We start from the raw sequence: 21,348 nt of genomic DNA on the forward strand, positions 1-21,348 counted from the left end.
CCCGCGACGCGCGCCGGGTGTCCGCACGTCGTGCGGGCGGCACCCGGCGACGCTTCCGCACCGTTCTCGGGGTCCCGGTGCCGATGGTGATCCTCTCGCTCGTGATCGCGGCCCTGCTCGGCGCGCAGCTCGCGAAGGCCCTCGAGCAGTCCACGACGAGCTCGTCGCACGTCACGGGTGCGTCGGTCGACTCCGACGCGAGCACCGGGAAGAATTCGGCCGGCCTCGCCGTTGTCACGGAGGCGACGCTCGGCACGGAGGTGCAGCGGCTCGTCGACACCGGCACCATCCAGTCGATGACGAGCTTCGACGCCGCCCAGTGCCTGCGGGAGCAGGGCATCACCGAATCGGTCCTGATCATGGAGGAGGTCTCGTGGGGAGCGGAGGACACCTCCGGCTGGCTCCTGGTCCACGGTCCCGTGGACCGCGAGACCCTGCGCGCCAACGGCGGGATCATCTCCGCGACCGTCGTGCTGCCGACCTGCGGGACGGGAGCGCACGACGAGGATCCCGGCCAGGACCGGCTGTGGGCCGGCCACGTGATGATCGGCTCCCTCTGACCCCGCCGCAGACGTCCCCTGCCCCATACTGGACGACGGTCCTCCCGCCGACCGCCTCCGCCCCATCCCACGGAAGGACACCCTCATGACCCAGCCGATCCAGGCCCTCAACATCCTCGGCACCGCCGCTCCCGCCGTGCAGCCGGCCGTCCAGGCCGCCGCGCCCGAGGACGGCACGGTGCACGAGGTCGTCATCGTCGGCTCCGGCCCGGCCGGGTACACCGCCGCGATCTACACGGCGCGGGCGGAGATGAACCCGATCGTCATCGCCGGTGCGCTCGACGCGGGCGGCGCCCTGATGACCACGACCGACGTGGAGAACTACCCGGGCTTCCCCGAGGGCGTGCAGGGGCCGGAGCTCATGGCCTCCTTCCAGGAGCAGGCCGAGCGCTTCGGCGCCGAGGTCGTGTACGAGGACGCCGTGGACCTGCAGCTGGACGGGGACGTGAAGACGGTGACCCTCGACGACGGGACCGTCTACCGTGCGAAGTCGCTGATCATCACCACCGGCTCCGCCTACCGCAAGCTCGGCGTCGACGGGGAGGAGGCTCTCTCGGGCAAGGGCGTGAGCTGGTGCGCGACCTGCGACGGCTTCTTCTTCAAGGACCAGGACATCGTCGTGGTCGGCGGCGGCGACTCCGCGGTCGAGGAGGCCACGTTCCTGACCCGCTTCGGCAGGACCGTGACGCTGGTGCACCGACGCGACGAGCTGCGCGCCTCGAAGATCATGGCGCGCCGCGCCGAGGCGGATCCGAAGCTGTCCTTCGCGTGGAACAGCGAGATCGTGCGCATCAACGGCGGGGACAAGGTCGAGTCCGTGACCCTGCGCGACACCGTCACCGGGCAGGAGCGCGAGCTCGCGACGAACGCGGTCTTCGAGGCGATCGGCCACTTGCCCCGCACGGACCTGGTGCGCGGCAAGCTCGAGCTCGACGACGAGGGCTACATCGTCTGCCAGGGCCGCAGCACCTTCACCTCGGTGCCGGGCGTCTTCGCCGCGGGCGATGTCGTGGACCACACCTACCGTCAGGCGATCACCGCTGCGGGCACCGGCTGCCAGGCCGCGCTGGACGCGGAGCGCTGGCTCGCCGACCGCGCCGCCGGGATCGAGGCCGAGGCCGGCGATGCAGACGTCCAGACCGTCGCCGCCGACGAGCAGCCCGCCGTGGAGGCCGTCGCCCGGTGACGTCCCGCCCGGGGCCCGAGAGCGATCCCCGCGGCCGTTCCCGCCCCGTCTCCTCCCCGGGGGCCGCCGAGGGAGCGGCCGCGGTTCTCGTGCTGCTGAGCGCGGACTGGGCGGGTCCGTCGCGTCCCGCGCCGACCGTGCTGCGCGAGCTCGCCCGGCGATGGGGACCCTCGATGCACACCCTCCTGCTGGACGATCCGGACGAGGAGACGCTGGACCGCTGGTCCGTGGAGCACCTGCCCACCTGGCTGCGCTTCGATCCGGCCCCCGCGCCGGACGGCACTGCGGAGACGTCCTCGAGCTGCACGGCACAGGCCGACGGCAAGGCGTCCGCAGCGGATTCGGCGGGGATGACGGCCACCGAAGACGACCCGACCGGTGCCGCGTTGCCCGAAGCCTGCTCCTCGACGCTCTACGAGGACGAGCTGCGCGGTCTCTCCGCCGGGGGAGAGCAGATCAGCCTGCCCGGACCGTGGGTGCTCACCCATCGCCACAGCGGGGCACTGCCCAAGCACGTCGTGGAGAGGGAGTTCGGTCCCGGAGCCGGATGATCTCCCTCCTGTCAACTTCACTGGAACCGACGCATCTGACGTGCAGGGATTCTCTGTGCACAGTCTCATCCACAGCGTTGTCCACAGTGTTCTCCTCCTCTTTCCACACCTCTATCCACAGTCGATTGTGGATAGCGTTGAGGGCGCTCTGACCACAGCCTTTGCGCACAGAGTCGCCCTGACCTGCATAGATGCCCCCTATGTGATCTCCCTCACCGTGCGTGTCGCTGCCGACCTTGCCTCGACGACGGGAGGCGCGCACATTCCGGACAGCCGTCTTGACGTGGTTGTCCACAACGTTCTGCACACTGTGCACGGCTGGTCTCGGACCACATGAATCACAGGTCGAAGGGTCGAATTGCTCTTGGAGACGCACACGGCTCTTCTGCGTGACCGTGCCGCTGTTCCGATGCGTCTCGCTGTCGGTCGACAGTGCCTCGTTCACCCGGGGGATCATGGTCGTCTGCTGACTCGGCTGCTAGAGATCCAGGTAGTCCGGGGCGATTCCCTGCCAGGTAGATGCACCCTTGCCGCAGCTGCCGGCCCGTGGGCGACGGCACCGCTTGCCAGGAGCCTGCCGGTCCGCTCGCGATGGAGGGTTTCGCGTGGAACGTCGGAGCTGGCCGTCGGGCTCTGAGACATCGGAAGTGATGCGGGCAGCAGCCTCCCGTGCTTTCGGCAGTGGTTTCACGGGGAACAGTGCGCTCTTGTCACGATGGCTCAAAGCAGGAGGACTCCAGCTTGGCGGGCCCTGAGCACCAGCATGCGCCGAGCGCAACGTCAGACCCGGCCGGAACGAGGTTCTGGCGAGGTGTTTCACGTGCATCGCACGGCCCGACGCTCGGTGTAGGTGGCTCCTCCTGGTGCGTCCACTCCTGCTGCGGTGCTCGACATCGACGCCCACGTACAACCAGCACACGTAAAGATTCGGAGAGCTCGGAAGGGCGGCGTCACGACGGTTCCCGGCGGACTGTCCCCGCTCGACTCCACGTTTCACGGGAAACCGTGGCCAGCAGCTGTCGGGACTCGGTCGCAGAACGACGCTCCGGTCCCCAGCTGGCTCGAGCATGCAGGTGAACGTGACGAGTGGAGGAGGGCGGTGCTTCCGTACGTGAAGGGCCCGACTCGCGCGACTCCGCCGCATGGAAGCACGTCATCAGGCGGGGAGCGTCTCTGCCGGCGGCACAGCCAAGAGTAGAGCCCGGGGTTTCACGGGAAACAGGATGATCAAGGGGTGACCCTCATGCGCGGGACGTCGTCGCCGTGACGCTGTAATCCCACCATTACGCCACGAACCTGGACTCAGTGCCCAGGCACGGTATGACTTCGCGCAGGCGCCGCGTCTGTTGCCCGTGGGTTTCACGAGAAACCTCGCTCGCTGTCGCTGCCGCACTTGTCACGTCATTACTCGGAGCGTGGGTCGCGTGCCCGCTCCGACCGTGCCGACAGCTCTCAACACACCACGACGTACTGCTCGGCACACCGCACGGGTTCACGTGAAACCTGCTCGATCGGCGGCAGTGTCGGATGTCGGGGCGAGGCGGGATGAGCGGACGACCAGGACGCTTGTCCGTGAGACTCAATCCTCGTCACCATCGTGCGGCTCCGCCCGCGCTGCCGATTCGATGCCGTCGAGCAGTTCCGCCACGGAGTTTCACGTGGAGCACATGCGCCAGCCGTCACCTCAGTGCCGACAGCGCTGCTCAGTGCTTCTGACAGCAAGGTGCCCGGCAGCTCCTTCGCGCATTAAGTCACGACCTGCCCTCTCGGACGGCGCCGTTGGACCGTGTTTCACGGGAAACAAGAGTGACGACGGGCATGAGCTGCCACAGGTGTCGCCACTTCCACGGCATCGACGCCCGCAATCTGTTCGACGGGCCCCGGAGGACGACAGGGGTGCTTCTTGCGTGGTGCGCCGCCCGTCGCATCCACAGTTTCACGTGCAACGTACTGCCTGAAGCATCCACGAACGCTGCGTCAGGGGAGGCCGAGCCGAACATGTCGACGTCGACACGGATCGCTGCGGCTTTGGGCAGACTTGCTGTCGCGCCGAAGCGCCTCACGTAGCGTTTCGCGTGAAACGCACCCCTGGGGCGGTGCCAGTCGATGCCATCACGACGCCAGCGTCCGCTCCAAGCCCTGACTGGATTCACATGGACAGTCCTGCGGCTCGTGTTTCGCATGAACCCGTCCTCGGAGAGCACCGGCCAGGCCTATCGGGAGTGAGGAGGAGAGGGGGCACCACCTCTGACCAGCGGTGATGCTGTCAGCGGCGTGCTTCGAGCACTCACCCCTTCACGCCACCCAGCGCCGGTACACCGGGGGACCAGGATCGTCCGCAACGACACGGCTGCGCCATGCAGGCGGGGCATAGTCCCGCCACGCACTCCCATCGAGGCTGGGCGGATCCGCACTGCCCGTGGGGCACTCATCTGGCTGCACCGGTGTTCCATGGGCAACCCGGCGCCGGCCAGGCCTCAGACACGTCACCTTGTTTCCCGTGGAACTGCTTCCTCGAGACCGACCACGTCCCACATGCCGGTCCAGCAGGCTCCCCCGCCCCGGCGCACGTATCCCCAGTCGTGGACGAACTTGTGGAAGACATCGCTAGTCGCCGCGGTGAATCCACAGAGTTGTGCACATCGGTGGACGAGCCACGAAGCACACGGTGACCAGGACGTCGACACGCCACGAGGTCCGAAGACCCGTCGAGGAGAGGGTCCCGAAGCGGGTGCAGGTGTGCCGCTGCTGACAGAGCCCGACCTTATCTGACATCTAATGTACGTTCGTCACTTCGAGCCAGAAATGTCACAGCTCACATCACAGGAAGGGGCCCACCGAACGGTGGGCCCCTTCACAGGTGAGTCCTCGATGCCAGAAGACGATGAGGTGGGTCAGTCCCGTTCAGGAACCGGGACGTCGAGCCCCATGTTCTCGATGAGCCGTTCGAGATCCTCGAGGTTCGTGAACTCGAGGGTGATCTTGCCCTTGCGCTTGCCCACGTCGATGCGGACCGGCGCCTCCAGCCGGTTGGAGAGGCGGCTGGTCAGATCGACCACGCGCGGGTCGTAGGTGCTGCGACGCACCGTGCGAGGCGTCTGCTGCTGGCCTCCCCTGGCCACGAGGCGTTCCACGGCGCGCACCGAGAGCCCCTCGCTGACGATCCGCTGTGCGAGCTCCTCCATGAGGGCCGGGTCATCGAGGGAGAGCAGGGCACGGGCGTGGCCGGCGCTGATCGCACCGCTGGCGAGTCGCCGCTGCACGAGAGCGGGAAGACGCAGCAGGCGGAGCGTGTTGGTGATCTGAGGGCGCGACCGCCCGATGCGGTCGCCGAGCTCGTCCTGGGTGCATCCGAAGTCGTCCAGCAGCTGCTGGTAGGCGTTGGCCTCCTCCAGCGGGTTCAGCTGGGTGCGGTGGAGGTTCTCGAGCAGCGCGTCGCGCAGGAGGTCGTCGTCGCTCGTCTCACGGATGATCGCCGGGATGGAGATGAGCCCGGCCCGGCGGGCGGCGCGCCAGCGCCGTTCACCCATGACGAGCTCGAAGGACTCGCCGTCCTCCGTCACGGGGATGGGCCGGACCACGACGGGCTGGAGGACGCCCACCTCACGCAGCGAGTAGGCGAGCTCGTCGAGCTCGTCCTCGTCGAACATCGTGCGCGGGTTGCGCGGGTTCTCCCGCACCTCATGGATCGGGATCTCGGCGAACTCGGCCCCAGGCACGTTCAGCAGCCCCTGGCTCTCCGCCTGACCGGCGGGCTGATCGACCGAGTCGGGCCGCTGGCCGACCACGTCGACGTCCTCGTCCTCTGCGGTCCGGGACGTTGCCGTCTCGTCCGGCGCCGGAGCCTCGGGCTCGCCCCCTGCGGGAGCTGCGAGATCTGCGACATCCTCGGCCGACGCGACACGTGCCGGGGTGTACTCGACCTCCTCGACGTCCACGACGGGGCTGTCCTCCGTCGAGGACGGCGCGGTCCCCTCGGATCCCCCGGCACCGGTCTCCGACGCGGTCCTGTGCTCCTCGGCCGGCTCCTGGGCGACCGGCGCCGCCGTCTTCTCCTGGGGAGTCGAGCCGGCGACGACGCTGTCCGGGGTGCGGTCGTCGTCCGCCGGAGCGGTCGTCCGCTGCTCCGGGGCGATGCCCTCCGCGGCGGTCGTGATGGCCGCGTCATCCGTCGGCGCTGCCGTGCTGCGACGCGTGGTCCTCGCGGTGCCCGTGCCCTTCTTCGCGGGACCGGAGCTCTTCGCGGCACCCGAGGTCTTCGCGGCGCTGGAGCCGTTCGCCGAACCGGTGCGCTTCGCGGAACCGGAGCTCTTCGTGGAACCGGTGCGCTTCGTCGACGGCGAGCCCTTCGCCGAGCCGGAGCGTGCGGAGCTCCGGGTGCGCGAGCTCGTGCCCGTGGACTTCGTCGGGGCCGTGCTCGTCGCCGCCTCGGCCCCCTCCGCAGCGGAGGTCTCCTCCACCGGCGAGGTGGAGTTCTTCGCCGCAGCGGTGGACTTCTTCGCCCCGGCGGAGCTGCTCTTCGTCGGAGCGGAGGTCTTCTTCGAAGCGGCAGAGCCGGCCTTCGTCGATCCGGAGGACCTCTTCGCGGGGGCAGAGGATCTCTTGGCCGGGGCGGTGTCGATGCTCTCCGCCGCGTCGGGATCGGTGGTCGCGCCGGCCGCCCTGCGGGAGGAGGAGCGCGTGGTCGTCGCCGAGCCGCCGCGCCCGGCCGTGCGGCCCCGGCGCTCGGCGGCGGCTCGCGCCATGCCGGCAGCGAGATCGCGGGCGCCGTCGGAGCCCCTCTGCGGAGAGTCGTCGGAGGAGACCTTCTCACCGGAGAAGAACATGTCCACGGGACGCGGGCTCGCGGCGGAGGAGCCGCCCTCCGGCTGGGGCCGGGTGCGGGTGCGCAGCTCCTGCTCGGGAGCAGGCGCGGAGCCCGCCCCCGGGATCAGCGCACCGAGACCTCTGCCGAGTCCTCGCTTCTGCGTCATGGCCGTTGTCCTTCCGAGAAATGTCGTCACCGTGGGGGGTGACCTCCGTGCCGGGCGCGACATCGCGCGGTGAAGGGGGAGGTCGAGGTCAGGGGGCGGGGCGTGAGTTCAGCTCGTAGGCCGCCGCCCGGTAGGCGAGGGCCCCGCTGGAGCCGGGATCGTAGGTGAGCACGGTCTGGCCGTAGCTCGGCGCCTCGGAGATCCGCACCGATCGCGGGATCGTGGTCTCCAGGGTCTGGTCGGGGAAGTGGTCCCGCACGTCCTGGGCGACCTGTGCGGCGAGGCGGGTGCGCGCGTCGTACATGGTCAGCAGGATCGTGGAGACCACGAGCTCGGGGTTCAGGTGCTGCCGGATGAGATCGATGTTGTTCAGCAGCAGCGTGAGGCCCTCGAGCGCGTAGTACTCCGCCTGGATGGGGATCATCACCTCGCGGGCCGCGACCAGCGCGTTGACCGTCAGCAGGCCCAGCGAAGGCGGGCAGTCGATGAGCACGTAGTCCAGGCCCGGCAGTCCCTGGGCCTCGCGCTCCTCGAGATGCTCGCGGATGGCGTTGCGCAGCCGGTTCTCGCGCGCGACGAGGGAGACCAGCTCGATCTCGGCCCCGGAGAGGTTGATCGTGGCCGGCGCGCACTGCAGACGCTCCATGTCGGGCACGTCCTGGACCACGTCCGACAGCGGCGCGGACTCGACCAGCACCTCGTACATGCTGGGCACCTCGGCATGGTGCTCGATGTTCAGCGCCGTGGAGGTGTTGCCCTGCGGATCCGCGTCGATCACCAGCACGTGCAGACCGCCCATGGTCAGCGCGGCCGCGAGGTTCACGGTGGTGGAGGTCTTGCCCACCCCGCCCTTCTGGTTCGCGATCGTCACGATCCGGGTGTGCTGCGGGGCGGTGAACTCCACGCCCTCGAGCTGCCGGCGGCGGGCGTGGTCCCGGGTGAGCTCGCGCATCAGCGGGGTGTCGTCCATCGACCCCGCCCCCTGGGAGGAGCCCTCGCGCTTCTCAGCCACGCGCATCTCCCTTCCTGCTCGCCTTCGGCCGGCGACGCACTTGGACCACTGTAGTGGGAACCTCGACCTCGCCCCTCCCGTACCGGGTGATGGTGGGGTCGACGCCGCCGAGCTTCGCGAGGACCTTCTGCGCCTTCTCGACCTCCTCCGCCGCGGAGGAGCCCTTCATCGCCAGCAGCACCCCCTCCTCCTGCACGAGGGGGAGCGTCCAGCGGGCCAGCTTGTCCAGCGCCGCGACGGCACGGGCCGTGACCACCTCGAAGGTGCGCCGCCCGTGCAGCTCCTCGGCGCGGGCGCGCACCACTTCGAGGCCCAGGTCGAGCTCGGCGTCGACCTCCTCGAGCCAGGTGGTGCGGCGCTGCATCGTCTCGATCAGCGTCACCTGCAGCTCGGGGCGGGCGATCGCGATGACGACGCCCGGCAGCCCGGCGCCGGAGCCGACGTCCGCCAGGGTCCGGGTCCCGGGCTCGATCGCATCGACCATGAGCGCGCAGTTGAGCAGATGCCGCTCCCAGAGCCGCTCGACCTCGCGCGGGCCGATGAGGCCGCGCTCGGGCCCCTGCTCGGCGAGCAGCGCGACGAAGCGCTCGGCGAGCTCGAGACGGTCGCCGAGGAGGCGCTCGGCCGTGGGGCGGAGCGGTGCGGGGAGCGTCGTCATGGCCGGCCTCAGGACGCGGGGTAGATCACGACGTGACGGCCCTTGCCGTCGCCGTCGGACTCGGAGCGCAGCCCCTCGCGCTTGGCGACGTCGTGGACGACCTTGCGCTCGAAGGGGTTCATCGGCCGCATCGGCACGGGCTGCCCGGACTCCTTCGCCTCGGCGATCGCGGTCGCCGCGAGCTCCTCGAGGCTGCCCTTGTGCTCGGCGCGGAAGCCGCCGATGTCGAGCATGAGGCGCGAGCGGGCACCGGTGCGGGTCTGGACCGCGAGGCGGGCGAGCTCCTGCAGGGCGTCGAGCAGCTCGCCCTTGGGGCGGTTCAGCGCGGCCAGACGGTCGGCGCCGCGGATCTCGACCGAGGCGCGGTCGCCCTCCACGTCGATGTCGATGTCGCCGTCGAGGTCGGCGATGTCCAGCAGCTCCTCGAGGTAGTCGGCGGCGATGTCGCCCTCCTCCTCGAGGCGGCGCACTCGCTCCTCGGCGGACTCGGCGTCGTCCTCGGCCTCGCGCTCGCTCTCGCCCGCGTCCTGCGGCTCGGCGGTCTCGCCGGAGCCGGCGGTCTCCGCGGGGGAGGCGGTCTCCGCGGACTCGGCGGCGGGGGCGTCCGTGCCCTCGTGCGCCTGCTCGGCGGCGGTCTCGTCGGCCGACGACGGGTCGGTGGTGGTCTCGTTCATTCAGGATCCTCCGGGGAATGCTGGGATGGACGTCCCGGGAGCGGCCGTGCTCCCGGGGCGCGAGGTCACTTCTTCCGCTTCTTCTTGCCGCCCTTGTTCAGGGCGCCGCCGCTCTTCGGAGGGGCGTCCGGGGTCTCGCCGGCCGCCTCCTGGGCCTTCCGACGCTCCTCGGCGGCCTTCGCGCGGGCCTCGCGGGCGCGCTGGAGCTTCTCCTCGTCGGTGAGCTTCTTGCCGCCCTTGTTCTTCGCGGAGGGCTGGATCCGGATGTTGCGCTCGGGCTCGGGGTCCGGGGCGGTCACCTTCTTCGGCGGGGTGAAGTCCAGCGGCTCCAGGCCCTTCCGCTCGCGCTTGGCGTTGATGCGCGCCTGGCGCTCCTTCTCCGCGTCGGAGCCGGGGGTCGGCGTCGCCCGGATGACGATGTACTGCTGGCCGAAGGTCCACACGTTCGTGGTCAGCCAGTAGATGAGCACACCGATCGGCATGCCCGGCCCCGTGATCACGTAGATGAACGGGAGCATGTACAGCATCATCTTCTGGGTGCTGGCCATGGGGCCCTCGAGGGCCGCCTTGGGCATGTTCTTCATGGTCAGCTGCTTCTGGGTGAAGAAGGTGACCGCACACATGGCCGCGATGATGATGCCGGCGATGATCTTGGTGGTGATCCCGCCGTCGCCCGAGTTCAGGAAGCTGTCGGCGATGGTGACGTCGCCAAGGATGGTGGAGTTGCTGGCGCTGCGGGCCAGATCGGAGGTCAGCGGGCCGAAGGCCTCCCCGCCGGCGGCCTCGGGAAGCTTGTAGAACAGCACCCGGAACAGGCCGAAGAAGATCGGCATCTGCAGCAGCACGGGCAGGCAGGAGGAGAACGGGCTGGCCCCGGCCTCCTTGTAGATGGCCATGGTCTCCTCGGCCATCTTCTGCCGGGACTCCTGGTCCGTCTTGCCCTTGTACTTCTTCTGGACCGCCTGCAGCTCGGGCGAGACCATCTGCATCGCGCGGGAGGCGCGGATCTGGCGCACGAACAGCGGGATGATCAGGGTCCTGACCACGACGGTGAGGCCGACGATCGACAGCACCCAGGTCAGGCCGGAGTCCGGTTCCATGAACACGGACAGCAGCGCATGGAACTTGACCATGAGCCATGCGACGGCCCACTCGATCGGGTACAGGGGATTCATCGGCCTGGTCTTCCTGCCGCACGGATGCGCATGTCGTTCATGCGAGGTGCCGGCTGTGGTCGGGGAGTCTCGGACAAGGGTAGGCCCTAGGGGGCCGGGCGCCGCAGTCGGCGTGGATTGCTCCACATGCCGGGCGCGGGGACCGGGTCGAGCCCGCCCCGGGTGAAGGGGTTGCAGCGGAGGATCCGCCAGGTGGTGAGCACCGTCCCCTTCACGGCCCCGTGCGTGCGCAGGGCATCCATGCCGTACTGCGAGCAGACGGGGTCGTAGCGGCAGGCTGGAGGGGTGTAGGGCGAGATGCCCACCTGGTAGCCGCGCACGGGGAGCATCAGCAGCCTCCGCGGGAGCCGGGCGAGGCCGCGCAGGCGCGAGGCCGCGCTCACCGCCGTCCCTCCCCGCGTCGGGCGAGCTTGCGGGAGGCGGAGCCGAGCGCCGAGTCCACGTCGGCGCGGAGCTCGGCGAAGGGCTGCTCGTCGATGCCCGGCAGGGCCCGCAGCACGATCGCGCTGCCCGGCGGGAGGGTCTCCAGATGCGGGCGGACGATCTCGCGCAGGCGCCGGGTGACGCGGTTGCGCACGACGGCGTTGCCGATCCTCTTGGACACGACGAATCCCACGCGGGGTGCCTCCTCCCCCTGCGTCAGCAGGGTCAGGTGCACGACCACGTGGGATCGGGCGCTGCGCGCTCCACCGCGGGTGACCGCACGGAACTCGTCGCCGGTGCGGAGCCTGTGACTAGACCAGTACACGACGCCGTGACGCCTCGGCCCTGGTCACGACCGGCTCAGGCCGAGAGCTCGGAGCGGCCCTTGGCACGGCGGGCGTTCAGGATGGCGCGGCCGGCGCGGGTGCGCATGCGGGCGCGGAAGCCGTGCTTCTTGGCGCGGCGGCGGTTGTTCGGCTGGAACGTGCGCTTGCTCATGGTTCTCCTCGATCGTGGGCACGGGCGTGCCCCTCGCGGTGGCATGTGGTCTGCTGCGCGGACGGATGTCCGGGCGCACCCGCCGGGGCGGGGCGGCTGCCGAGCCTCCGCAGGAGCGACACCGGATCGGTGCCATGGGCGGCGCGCAGCGCTGACTGCACGATGTTAGGCGCGGGGGTGCGCGGGGTCAACGGAGGAGGCCCCTCGCAGGCCGGTTGTGGCCGGATTCTCATCGACGACCGCGTGTCGCGCGGGCGAGCGCGGCGAAGACGTCCCGGGCCTCATGCCGCGCCCTGTTGTCCACATCGACGATCCACAGTACCGGGGATACTGTGGAAAACTATGCCGACCCGTGCCCGAGACCCGAGGGGGACAGCCTGATGCCCGAGGCGAACGCCGACGCGATCTGGGAGAGCACGCTGGGCATCCTGCGCCGCGACGACACCGTCTCCCAGCGCGTGATGGCTCTGCTCACCCTCTCCCGCCTGATGGCCGTCGTGGCGGACACCGCCCTGGTCGCCGTGCCCTCGACCTCGGCGAAGGAGCTGATCGAGAACCGGATCGCGAGCTCGCTGAAGGCCGCGCTCTGCGAGGCGACCGGCACGGACCTGCGCTTCGCGGTGACGGTCGACGAGTCCCTGCTGCTCGAGGGGGACGAGCCGGATCCGGTGCCCGCACCGCCTCTGACCTCCCGCTCCGCCGACCGTAGTGCACATCCTGTGGACAACGATGTGGACAGCCTCAGGGGGGATGTCCACAACGCCCCCTTCCGTCGTGGACCGGGCTCCGTGCTGCCCTCCTCCGGGCAGGCCGGCCGCGCCGCGCTGCCCTCGAGCAGCTCTCCGGAGCCGGACACCCCGTCGACCGGTCGCTTCCTCTCCCGCATCGAGGAGGACGTCTTCCGGGGCTCCGCGGCCGACGACCCCAGCGCCTACGCGGGCCTGTCCGGCGCCTCCGCGCCCTCCCCGGGCCCCGCGCCGCGACGCCCGGCACCGGCCGGCGGCGGGACGCTCGGCGAGGATTCGCGTCTGAACAGCAAGTACACCTTCGACACCTTCGTCATCGGCTCCTCGAACCGCTTCGCGCAGGCGGCCGCCTCGGCCGTCGCGGAGACGCCGGCGAAGGCGTACAACCCGCTGTTCATCTACGGCGGCTCGGGTCTGGGGAAGACCCACCTGCTGCACGCCGTGGGCCACTACGCCCAGAGCCTCTACCCCGATGTGGTGGTGCGCTACGTGAACTCCGAGGAGTTCACCAACGAGTTCATCAACTCCGTGCAGTCCGGCCAGTTCGGCAAGGCGCAGGAGTTCCAGCGCCGCTACCGCGACATCGACATCCTCCTCATCGACGACATCCAGTTCCTGCAGCGGGCGCCGGAGACGATGGAGGCGTTCTTCCACACGTTCAACACCCTGTACAACTCGGACAAGCAGATCGTCATCACCTCGGACCTGCCCCCGAAGGAGCTCGGCGGCTTCGAGGACCGCATGCGCTCCCGCTTCGAGATGGGGCTGATGACGGACGTGCAGCCGCCGGACCTCGAGACCCGCATCGCGATCCTCCGCAAGAAGGTCGCGCAGGAGAACACCGGCGAGGTCCCGCACGACGTGCTCGAGTACATCGCCAGCCACATCGCCACGAACATCCGCGAGCTCGAGGGCGCGCTGATCCGCGTGCAGGCGCTGCACTCCCTGTCGCGGCAGCCGATGGACGTCACGCTCGCCGAGTCCGTGCTGAAGGACCTGCTCTCCCACGACGACGGCGCGCAGATCACGGCCTCGACGATCATCGCGCAGACGGCGACCTACTTCGGGCTCTCGGTCGAGGAGATCGTGGGCACGGGCCGCTCGCGGCGCCTGGTCTCGGCGCGGCAGATCGGCATGTACCTGTGCCGCGAGCTGACGGACATGCCGCTGATCCGCATCGGCGAGGAGTTCGGCGGCCGCGATCACACCACGGTCATGCACGCGAACAAGAAGATCTCGGAGCTGATGAAGGAGCGTCGGGCGATCTTCAACCAGGTCACAGAGCTCACCGCCAGGATCAAGAGCTCGAGCTCGTCGTCGCGTCAGTGACACCGTCGGCGGCGTCCGGACCCCGTTCGGGCCGCCGGGTGCCGCGGGGAATGACATCCCAGGTCAGCGGCCGGTTCTCCCCAATTGTGGATAACTCTGTGGACAGTGTGGAACGAGCGACGTTCCCGCAGGAGCCGATGTGCACGGCCGAATGACAAGAATCTGCTGAGGAGGTCGCTCCGTGCACAGCCGGCCCACGGACGCGCTGTGATCCTCCACGAGTCGTGCACGCCTCGACCGATCGGCGTGACCTGCAGCGATGGCGGTTATCCACGAGATCCACAGCCGTGATGATGAGGTCTGTAGTTTCTTGCTCGTCGTGGATGTGGAGGGCGGGGGTCGGCAGGAGCGGCAGAGGAGCACGGAGGAGCAGGGAGCCGAAGTCAAGGATCGGAGCCGGTGTGTCGTCGGGAGGGCTCGGGAACCGATACGCTGTGCTCCGTTCGATCACGATCCGGCATTCGACCACTGCGAAGGAGTGGCAACGGTGAAGTTCCACCTCGACCGCGGCGTCCTCGGCGACGCCGTCTCCTGGGCCACCCGCACCCTCCCTGTCCGTCCGGCGATGCCGATCCTGCAGGGCGTGCGCATCGTCGCCGACGCAGGCGGCGAGCTGCAGCTGTCCACGTTCGACTACGAGGTCAGCGCCCAGATCCGGCTCGAGGCCGAGATCGAGCAGCCCGGCGAGGTGCTCGTCCAGGGGCGCATGCTCTCGGACATCGTCCGCGCCCTGCCGAACAAGGACGTCTCCGTCGCGCTCGAGGGCACGAAGCTCCAGGTCCGCTGCGGCAGCGCCCGCTTCGCCCTCGCCACGCTGCCCGTCGAGGAGTACCCGCAGCTGCCCACCATGCCGCCGGTCGCGGGCACCGTCGCAGCCGACGTGTTCTCCGAGGCGATCTCGCAGGTCACCGTCGCGGCCTCGAAGGACGACACCCTCCCGCTGCTGACCGGTGTGAAGGTCGAGATCAGCGGCGAGACCATGACGCTGATGGCCACCGACCGCTATCGCCTGGCGCTGCGCGAGCTGACCTGGACCCCCTCGACCCCGGGCGCGGAGCTGACCGCTCTGGTCCGCGGACGGACCCTGCACGAGGTCGCCCGCTCGCTCTCCACCGGCGGCGGGGTCGAGATCGCCCTGTCCGAGGAGGACTCCGCGACCCTGATCGGCTTCGAGGCCGGCGGTCGCCGCACCACCTCGACCCTCGTCGACGGCGACTACCCGCCGGTGCGACGCCTGTTCCCCGACACCACCGCGATCACCGCCGTGGTCTCCACCGGCGCGCTCATCGACGCGGTCAAGCGCGTCTCCCTCGTCGCCGAGCGGAACACCCCCGTGCGGCTGTCCTTCTCCGAGGGACAGGTCGCGCTCGAGGCCGGCGCCGGGGACGACGCCCAGGCCAGCGAGGTGCTCGAGGCGCAGCTCGAGGGCGAGGACCTCGTCGTCGGCTTCAACTCCGGCTTCCTGCTCGACGGCCTCGGCGCGCTCGGCACCGAGTTCGCGCGCCTGACCTTCACCGACTCGATCAAGCCCTCGGTGATGTCGGGCCAGGACTCCCTCGAGGGAGAGCCCGAGACGTCGTACAAGTACCTCATCATGCCGATGCGGATCTGAGGGAGGGCGAGCTCCCTCCGTGCACCTGACCACTCTCGACCTCACCGACTTCCGCTCCTACCGGCAGCTGAGCCTGCCCGTGCGCCCGGGGATCACCGTCATGGTGGGCCCCAACGGCCAGGGCAAGACCAACATCGTCGAGGCCGTGTGGTACCTCGCGACGCTCTCGAGCCACCGCGTGCCCCATGACGCGGCGCTCGTGCACCGCGGCGAGTCCACCGCGATCGTGCGGGCGAGCTTCGAGCGGGCGGGGCGGCCCCTGCAGGTCGATCTCGAGATCACCCCGGGCAGGGCCAACCGCGCCCGGCTCCAGGGCCAGAACGTCCCGCGGCTGCGCGACCTGCTCGGCGAGGTGCGGGCGGTGCTCTTCGCCCCGGAGGACCTGGGCCTGGTCAAGGCCGATCCCGAGGGCCGACGCCGCTTCCTCGACGAGCTGCTGTTCGAGATCGCGCCCCGCTTCGCCTCTGTGCGTGCCGACTACGACCGTGTCCTCAAGCAGCGCGGGAACCTGCTCAAGCAGATGCGCTCGATGCGCCGCGGCGGCTCCGGGCGCAGCGTCGGAGGGCTGGACCCGGCCGAGTCCGCCGCCTCGACCCTCGAGGTCTGGGACCAGCAGCTGGCCCGGCACGGCGCCGAGCTGCTGCGGGCGCGCCTCCACCTCGTGAACCGTCTGCGCCCGCACCTGGGCTACTCCTACCTGCGCGTCGCGACCGACGAGGGGGCGGAGCAGGCGCTGGACCTCCCGCCCGACCAGCGCGGCGAGGTGACCTCCCCGGCCGACGTCCGCTACCGCTCCGCCGTGCTCGACGAGCTGGGCACCGCTCCCGGCGAGCTGCCCGGCACCCGCGAGATCCACGACGCGCTGCTCGCCCTGATCGTCTCCCGGCACGACGAGGAGATCGACCGCGGCACCAACCTCACCGGCCCGCACCGCGACGACCTCGAGATCCGCCTGCACGACTTCCCCGCGAAGGGCTACGCGAGCCATGGCGAGTCCTGGTCCCTGGCCCTCGCCCTGCGCCTGGCCAGCTACGACCTGCTGCGCCTGGAGGAGGGGGACCTCGGCGACGGCGAGCCGATCCTCATCCTCGACGACGTCTTCAGCGAGCTGGACGTCCACCGCCGCGAACGGCTCGGCAGGATCATCACCCCGGCCACGCAGGTGCTGATCACGACGGCGAACGACACCGACATCCCCGGCTCCCTGGACGGCGAGATCCACGTGGTCGACGTGAGCCTCGGCGAGGCGGTGCCCCGCACGAGCGGCGGTCTGCGATGAGCGGCGAGGCGCGGCATCGGGGCACGGGCGGCGGGGCCCCCGCGCGCCCGCGGCTCGCGAACCCCTACGGGCTCGGCACCTGGAGCGGTGCCGGTCCGGAACAGCGCTCCGCCGAGCCGGCCCCGGCCGAGGCCCGACCGGTCCATGAGCGTGCGGCGGCCCCGGCCGGAGCGGGGCCCGCCCGTCGGCCGGAGGTCGAGGAGGAGGTGCTCTACGACCCGCCGGACCTCCCGGCGCCGGCCGATCCCTTCGAGCTCGCCCGCCGCACCGTGAACCGTTCCCGGGCCGCCGCCCGCGACCGCGGCCTCTTCCCGATCTCCGCGAAGACGCAGGCCAGGGATGTGCGTGACCGTTCGGGGCGGGCCCCCGGCTACTCCGGCTCGCGGCCGGACCCGCGCGATCCGCAGGGCATCGAGCTGGTGCTGAAGAAGGTGCTCGGCAACCTCGGCTGGAACGCCGGGATGAGCACCGGGCGGGTGCTGGACGAATGGGACGAGATCGTCGGGGAGCGCCTGGCGACGCACTGCCGCCCGGTCTCCTTCGAGGACGGCATCCTCGTCGTCTCCGCCTCCTCCTCGGCCTGGGCCTCGCAGCTGCGGATGCTCACCCCGCAGCTGATCACCACGATCGAGGAGCACGTCGGCTCCCACGTCGTCTCCGAGCTCAAGGTCACCGGCCCCGCCGCCGCCGAGCGCTCGTGGAAGAAGGGCCGCCGCACCGTGACCTGGCGCGGCCCGCGGGACACGTACGGCTGATCGATCTGCTGTGAGCTGCGGTTCACAGGCCGTCACAGCCGCGCGCAGTGCTGCTACTGTGCTCTCGACGAGCTGATGACGCTCGCGTGCACTGGGGTCGGTGAAATTCCGAGCCGGCGGTGACAGTCCGCGACCCGATGGCCTCTGGCCCTCGGCTGACCAGGTGGAACTCCTGGACCGACGGTGAGAGTCCGGATGGGAAGCGCACGTGGTCGACGTCCTCGGGCGATCGCGCCGTCCCTCCGGGCCCGGCCGGCACCCCGGGCGACGCCGCCCCCTCCTTCCTCTCCCTCCGGGACCGCGAGCAGCGGACCGAGGAGGGACAGTGCAGGATGCACCCGAGATCGACGCCGCGGAGACCCGCGCGCTGCGCCGCGCGCTGGAGATCGCCGCGGACCCCGCCGTGCCGCTCGGCCCGAACCCCCGCGTCGGCTGCGTGCTCCTCGCCCCCGACGGGATCGTCCTCGCCGAGGGCCGCCACCGCGGCGCCGGCACCGCCCACGCCGAGGCCGACGCGCTCGCCCGCGCCCGGGAACGCTCGGACATCGGCGCCGCCCTGGCCAGCGCGACCGCCGTGGTCACCCTCGAGCCCTGCGACCACACCGGACGCACCGGGCCCTGCACGAAGGCGCTGATCGAGGCCGGGATCGCCCGCGTCGTCATCGCGCGGCGGGACCCGAACCCCGTCGCCGCCGGCGGCATCGATCGCCTGCGCGCCGCCGGGATCGAGGTCGTCACCGCCGTCCCCGCCGAGCTCGCCGAGGCCGCCGCCGCCCTGAACCGCGGCTGGGAGCACGGGCTCGCCTCCTCCCGCCCCCTGGTCACCGCGAAGACCGCGCTCACCCTCGACGGCCGCGCCGCCGCGGCCGACGGCACGAGCCGCTGGATCACCGGCCCCGCCGCCCGCGAGGAGGTGCACCGGCTGCGCAGCACCTGCGACGCGATCCTCGTCGGCACCGGCACCGCTCGGATCGACCGGCCCACGCTCACGGCCCGCCGTCCGGACGGCACCCTCCACCCCCGCCAGCCGCTGCGCGCGGTGATGGGCACCTCCGCCGCCCCCGAGCTGCCCGAGATCGACGGCGCCGGAGCGGCGCTGCGCTTGCCCACCCGCGACCCGTCGGCCGCGCTCGCGACCCTCTTCGACCGCGGGATCCGCCACGTGCTGCTCGAGGGCGGCCCCGCCCTCGCCGCCGCCTTCCTGCGCGCCGGGCTCGTGGACGAGCTGATCGTGCACCTCGCCCCGACCCTGCTCGGCGCCGGCCGCTCGGGCATCGCCGACCTCGGCATCACCACCCTCGCCCAGCGCCTCGACCTGGAGCTCTCGGACGTCTCGCCGCTGCCCTCCCCGGGCGGGGCCACCGACCTCCGCCTCACCCTGCGCCCCCGCACCCTCACCGCCTGAGAAGGAAGGACACCATCATGTTCACCGGCATCATCGAGGAGCTCGGCACCGTCGAGTCCCTCACCCCCGGCACCGACCCGACACGGCTCGTGATCCGCTCCCCGCGCGTGCTCGAGGGGATCTCCCTCGGCGACTCGATCGCCGTCAGCGGCTGCTGCCTCACCGTCACCTCCCACGACGGGCAGACCTGGAGTGCCGACGTCATCGCCACCACCCTCGCCGCCACCGCCCTCGGCGACCTCCGCCCCGGCGACGTGGTCAACCTCGAGCGCTGCGTGCGGGCCGACTCCCGCCTCGACGGGCACATCGTGCAGGGCCACGTGGACGGCACCGGCGCGATCCTCTCCCGCCAGGAGCAGGCCGGCACCACCCTGCTGCGCCTGCGCCTGCCCGAGCACCTCGCCCGCTACGTCGTCGCCAAGGGTTCCCTCGCCGTGGACGGGGTGAGCCTCACCGTCGCCGAGATCGACGGGGACGAGGTCACGATCGGCCTGATCCCCGAGACGCTCGAGCGCACCACCCTGGGCCGGCGCGAGGTCGGCGAGAGCGTGAACCTCGAGGTCGACGTGCTGGCGAAGTACGTCGAGAAGCTCACCGCGGGGCTCGTCCCCGCCGCGACCGGTGCGGAGCAGGGACGATGAGCGGCCTGCGCCTGGATCCCGTCCCCGCCGCGATCGCCCGGATCGCCGCCGGCGAGCCCGTCGTGGTCGTGGACGACGAGGACCGGGAGAACGAGGGCGACCTGATCCTGGCCGCCGCGACCGCGACGCCGGCCCGGATCGCCTTCGCGGTGCGGCACTCGAGCGGGCTGCTGTGCGCGCCGATGAGCGCCGAGCGGGCCGACGCCCTCGAGCTGCCGCTCATGGTGGCGCAGAACGCGGACCCGCTGCGCACCGCCTACACCGTCAGCGTCGACGCCGCCGCCGGCGTCACCACCGGCATCTCCGCCGCCGACCGCGCCCGCACCCTCACCGTCCTCGCCGATCCCGCCGCCGCCCCGGCGGACCTGATCCGTCCCGGGCACGTCCTGCCGCTGCGGGCGAAGCCCGGCGGGGTCCTCGAGCGGCGCGGCCACACCGAGGCCGCCGTCGACCTCACGCGCCTGGCGGGCCTGCCCGCCGTGGGCATGATCGTCGAGCTCGTCCACGACGACGGCACCATGCGCCGCGGACCCGCGCTGCGCGAGTTCGCCGACGAGCACGGCCTGGCCATGATCTCGATCGAGGAGCTCGCCGCGCACCGGCAGGAGATCGGTGACCTGCCGCCCGCAGCCGCCCCGTCGGCCCCGTCGGCACCCGCCACGCTCGAGATCACCGAGGAGGTGCCCCTGCCCACCGCCTTCGGCACCTTCCGCGCCCTCGCGGTGCGGGAGGGCGATGCCGAGCACCTCGTGCTGGTGCGCGGAGAGGTCACCGGCGCCGAGCCCGTGCTCACCCGTGTCCACTCCGAATGCGTGACCGGCGACGTGCTCGGCTCGCGGCGCTGCGACTGCGGACCCCAGCTGCACGAGTCCCTCTCCCGGATCGACGCCGCCGGCCGCGGCGTGCTCGTGCTGCTGCGCGGGCACGAGGGGCGCGGGATCGGCCTGGTCCAGAAGCTGCGCGCCTACGCCCTGCAGGACGCGGGCCGCGACACCGTCGAGGCGAACCTCGACCTCGGCCTGCCCGTGGACGAGCGCAGCTACGCCGTGGTCCCGCGGATCCTCGCCCACCTCGGCGTCGGCGACATCGACCTGCTCACCCACAACCCCGAGAAGGCCGACGCCCTGCGTGCCGGCGGCACGGGAGTGCACCGGGTCCTCGACCTCGAGGCCCATCCCACCCCCGAGAACCTCGCGTATCTCACCACCAAGCGGGACCGGCTGGGCCACCACCTGACCGGACTGCCCGCGCCCACCCCCACCCCGGCCCACGAAGGAGCACCCCGATGAGCGGCCACGGAGCCCCCACCCCGCAGATCACCGCCCGCCCCGGCGCCCGCATCGCGATCGTCGCCGCGTCCTGGCACGAGGAGGTGATGGACGGCCTGGTCGCCGGGGCGCTGCGCGCCTGCGCCGAGGCCGGGATCGACGAGCCGACCCTGGTGCGCGTTCCCGGCTCCTTCGAGCTGCCCGTGGTCGCGGACCGCCTCGCCCGCACCCACGAGGCCGTGATCGCCCTCGGTGTCGTGATCCGCGGTGGCACCCCGCACTTCGACTACGTGTGCGCCGCGGCGACCGACGGGCTCTCCCGGGTCGCCCTCGACCACGGCGTCCCCGTCGGGTTCGGGCTCCTGACCTGCGACGACGGCCAGCAGGCGCGGGACCGGGCCGGGCTCGAGTGCTCGGTGGAGGACAAGGGGCACGAGGCGGCCGCGGCGGCGCTCGCGACCGCAGAGGTGCTCGCGGGGCTGCCCGGCGCCTCCCGCTGAGCTCGCCCGGATCGCCCGAGGGCGGACTCCACAGGCGCGCCTGTGCCGCGCCAGGACCCCCTCGGGCGTACCCGCCCCCATCGGAGGCTCCCGGAGCGCGTTG

Annotated in this window: 20 protein-coding genes and 1 riboswitch; of the genes, 12 read left to right on the forward strand and 8 right to left on the reverse strand. The window is 71.3% G+C overall.

The genetic code is table 11. The annotated features are described in order from the left end of the window. The first annotated feature begins 17 nt into the window (after positions 1-17). From D1648_RS00420 to D1648_RS00430, 3 genes are all read left to right on the forward strand, one after another. Positions 18-560 (forward strand): hypothetical protein, encoded by a 543-nt coding sequence (locus D1648_RS00420; RefSeq protein WP_241155292.1) that lies wholly within the window; start codon positions 18-20, stop codon positions 558-560. An 85-nt stretch (positions 561-645) separates the two neighbouring features. Further along, positions 646-1,746 carry a thioredoxin-disulfide reductase gene (gene trxB, locus D1648_RS00425; RefSeq protein ID WP_122938836.1) on the forward strand — a complete coding sequence of 367 codons (1,101 nt, stop codon included), beginning with the start codon at positions 646-648 and terminating at the stop codon, positions 1,744-1,746. Next, positions 1,743-2,297, forward strand: a complete 555-nt coding sequence (locus D1648_RS00430; RefSeq protein WP_122938837.1) for a hypothetical protein — start codon at positions 1,743-1,745, stop codon at positions 2,295-2,297. Before trxB ends, D1648_RS00430 begins: the two co-directional genes overlap by 4 nt. Before the next feature lie 2,894 nt (positions 2,298-5,191). Here the strand turns inward: D1648_RS00430 and D1648_RS18050 are convergent. Next, a complete protein-coding gene (locus D1648_RS18050; protein ID WP_241155293.1) occupies positions 5,192-6,235 on the reverse strand; it encodes a ParB/RepB/Spo0J family partition protein in 1,044 nt (347 codons plus the stop codon). On the opposite strand from D1648_RS18050, the gene D1648_RS18055 reads away from it, so the two are divergent. Continuing rightward, entirely contained in the window at positions 6,210-7,343 is a 1,134-nt protein-coding gene (locus D1648_RS18055) for a hypothetical protein (protein WP_241155294.1), read from the forward strand. The two genes, D1648_RS18050 and D1648_RS18055, sit on opposite strands and share 26 nt — an antisense overlap. Positions 7,344-7,358: 15 nt before the next feature. Here D1648_RS18055 and D1648_RS00440 read toward each other — a convergent pair whose 3' ends face one another. The 7 genes from D1648_RS00440 to rpmH all read right to left on the reverse strand — a co-directional run bounded on the left by D1648_RS00440 (position 7,359) and on the right by rpmH (position 11,710). Next, positions 7,359-8,288: a ParA family protein gene (locus D1648_RS00440; protein ID WP_241155295.1), complete on the reverse strand. Its 930-nt coding sequence runs from the start codon at positions 8,286-8,288 to the stop codon at positions 7,359-7,361. Beyond that, positions 8,275-8,940, reverse strand: coding sequence for a 16S rRNA (guanine(527)-N(7))-methyltransferase RsmG (gene rsmG / locus D1648_RS00445; RefSeq protein WP_122938839.1), 666 nt, complete (start codon positions 8,938-8,940; stop codon positions 8,275-8,277). The genes D1648_RS00440 and rsmG overlap by 14 nt, the downstream gene beginning before the upstream one ends. 8 nt (positions 8,941-8,948) lie before the next feature. After that, complete coding sequence (locus tag D1648_RS00450; protein WP_122938840.1) at positions 8,949-9,614, reverse strand: R3H domain-containing nucleic acid-binding protein; 666 nt, start codon at positions 9,612-9,614, stop codon at positions 8,949-8,951. Between the two features lie 65 nt (positions 9,615-9,679). Continuing rightward, entirely contained in the window at positions 9,680-10,789 is a 1,110-nt protein-coding gene (gene yidC / locus D1648_RS00455; RefSeq protein ID WP_122938841.1) for a membrane protein insertase YidC, read from the reverse strand. Between the two features lie 86 nt (positions 10,790-10,875). Continuing rightward, a complete protein-coding gene (gene yidD / locus D1648_RS00460; protein WP_122938842.1) occupies positions 10,876-11,172 on the reverse strand; it encodes a membrane protein insertion efficiency factor YidD in 297 nt (98 codons plus the stop codon). Continuing rightward, complete coding sequence (gene rnpA, locus D1648_RS00465; RefSeq protein ID WP_122938843.1) at positions 11,169-11,537, reverse strand: ribonuclease P protein component; 369 nt, start codon at positions 11,535-11,537, stop codon at positions 11,169-11,171. The genes yidD and rnpA overlap by 4 nt, the downstream gene beginning before the upstream one ends. 35 nt (positions 11,538-11,572) lie before the next feature. Continuing rightward, positions 11,573-11,710, reverse strand: coding sequence for a 50S ribosomal protein L34 (gene rpmH / locus D1648_RS00470; RefSeq protein WP_102235578.1), 138 nt, complete (start codon positions 11,708-11,710; stop codon positions 11,573-11,575). 380 nt (positions 11,711-12,090) lie between these two features. Here rpmH and dnaA point away from each other — a divergent pair, with 380 nt between their 5' ends. The 8 genes from dnaA to ribH all read left to right on the forward strand — a co-directional run bounded on the left by dnaA (position 12,091) and on the right by ribH (position 21,245). Next, on the forward strand, positions 12,091-13,785 hold the full coding sequence (gene dnaA / locus D1648_RS00475; RefSeq protein ID WP_122938844.1) for a chromosomal replication initiator protein DnaA: 1,695 nt from the start codon (positions 12,091-12,093) through the stop codon (positions 13,783-13,785). Positions 13,786-14,272: 487 nt separating this feature from the next. Further along, positions 14,273-15,397 (forward strand): DNA polymerase III subunit beta, encoded by a 1,125-nt coding sequence (gene dnaN / locus D1648_RS00480; protein WP_122938845.1) that lies wholly within the window; start codon positions 14,273-14,275, stop codon positions 15,395-15,397. Between the two features lie 19 nt (positions 15,398-15,416). After that, a complete protein-coding gene (gene recF / locus D1648_RS00485) occupies positions 15,417-16,676 on the forward strand; it encodes a DNA replication/repair protein RecF (protein WP_122938846.1) in 1,260 nt (419 codons plus the stop codon). Continuing rightward, a complete protein-coding gene (locus D1648_RS00490; RefSeq protein ID WP_122938847.1) occupies positions 16,673-17,431 on the forward strand; it encodes a DUF721 domain-containing protein in 759 nt (252 codons plus the stop codon). Before recF ends, D1648_RS00490 begins: the two co-directional genes overlap by 4 nt. A gap of 82 nt (positions 17,432-17,513) precedes the next feature. Further along, positions 17,514-17,643: riboswitch (FMN riboswitch) on the forward strand. 113 nt (positions 17,644-17,756) lie between these two features. Then, positions 17,757-18,836: a bifunctional diaminohydroxyphosphoribosylaminopyrimidine deaminase/5-amino-6-(5-phosphoribosylamino)uracil reductase RibD gene (gene ribD, locus D1648_RS00495; RefSeq protein ID WP_241155296.1), complete on the forward strand. Its 1,080-nt coding sequence runs from the start codon at positions 17,757-17,759 to the stop codon at positions 18,834-18,836. Positions 18,837-18,853: 17 nt separating this feature from the next. Then, complete coding sequence (locus D1648_RS00500; RefSeq protein WP_122938848.1) at positions 18,854-19,477, forward strand: riboflavin synthase; 624 nt, start codon at positions 18,854-18,856, stop codon at positions 19,475-19,477. Further along, positions 19,474-20,766 carry a 3,4-dihydroxy-2-butanone-4-phosphate synthase gene (ribB, locus tag D1648_RS00505; RefSeq protein WP_122938849.1) on the forward strand — a complete coding sequence of 431 codons (1,293 nt, stop codon included), beginning with the start codon at positions 19,474-19,476 and terminating at the stop codon, positions 20,764-20,766. Before D1648_RS00500 ends, ribB begins: the two co-directional genes overlap by 4 nt. Continuing rightward, complete coding sequence (gene ribH / locus D1648_RS00510) at positions 20,763-21,245, forward strand: 6,7-dimethyl-8-ribityllumazine synthase (protein WP_122938850.1); 483 nt, start codon at positions 20,763-20,765, stop codon at positions 21,243-21,245. The genes ribB and ribH overlap by 4 nt, the downstream gene beginning before the upstream one ends. Positions 21,246-21,348: the final 103 nt, after the last annotated feature.

The sequence above is a fragment of the Brachybacterium sp. EE-P12 genome (assembly GCF_003711805.1).
Classification (GTDB): Bacteria; Actinomycetota; Actinomycetes; order Actinomycetales; family Dermabacteraceae; genus Brachybacterium.

Excerpts from the sequence above, each read along its gene's own strand:
- D1648_RS00450 (WP_122938840.1), bottom strand. The coding sequence starts at position 9,614 with ATGAACGAGACCACCACCGACCCGTCGTCGGCCGACGAGACCGCCGCC.
- ribH (WP_122938850.1), top strand. The coding sequence starts at position 20,763 with ATGAGCGGCCACGGAGCCCCCACCCCGCAGATCACCGCCCGCCCCGGC.
- yidC (WP_122938841.1), bottom strand. The coding sequence starts at position 10,789 with ATGAATCCCCTGTACCCGATCGAGTGGGCCGTCGCATGGCTCATGGTC.
- rsmG (WP_122938839.1), bottom strand. The coding sequence starts at position 8,940 with ATGACGACGCTCCCCGCACCGCTCCGCCCCACGGCCGAGCGCCTCCTC.
- rpmH (WP_102235578.1), bottom strand. The coding sequence starts at position 11,710 with ATGAGCAAGCGCACGTTCCAGCCGAACAACCGCCGCCGCGCCAAGAAG.
- ribB (WP_122938849.1), top strand. The coding sequence starts at position 19,474 with ATGAGCGGCCTGCGCCTGGATCCCGTCCCCGCCGCGATCGCCCGGATC.
- dnaA (WP_122938844.1), top strand. The coding sequence starts at position 12,091 with ATGCCCGAGGCGAACGCCGACGCGATCTGGGAGAGCACGCTGGGCATC.
- trxB (WP_122938836.1), top strand. The coding sequence starts at position 646 with ATGACCCAGCCGATCCAGGCCCTCAACATCCTCGGCACCGCCGCTCCC.
- D1648_RS00500 (WP_122938848.1), top strand. The coding sequence starts at position 18,854 with ATGTTCACCGGCATCATCGAGGAGCTCGGCACCGTCGAGTCCCTCACC.
- D1648_RS00490 (WP_122938847.1), top strand. The coding sequence starts at position 16,673 with ATGAGCGGCGAGGCGCGGCATCGGGGCACGGGCGGCGGGGCCCCCGCG.
- D1648_RS00440 (WP_241155295.1), bottom strand. The coding sequence starts at position 8,288 with ATGCGCGTGGCTGAGAAGCGCGAGGGCTCCTCCCAGGGGGCGGGGTCG.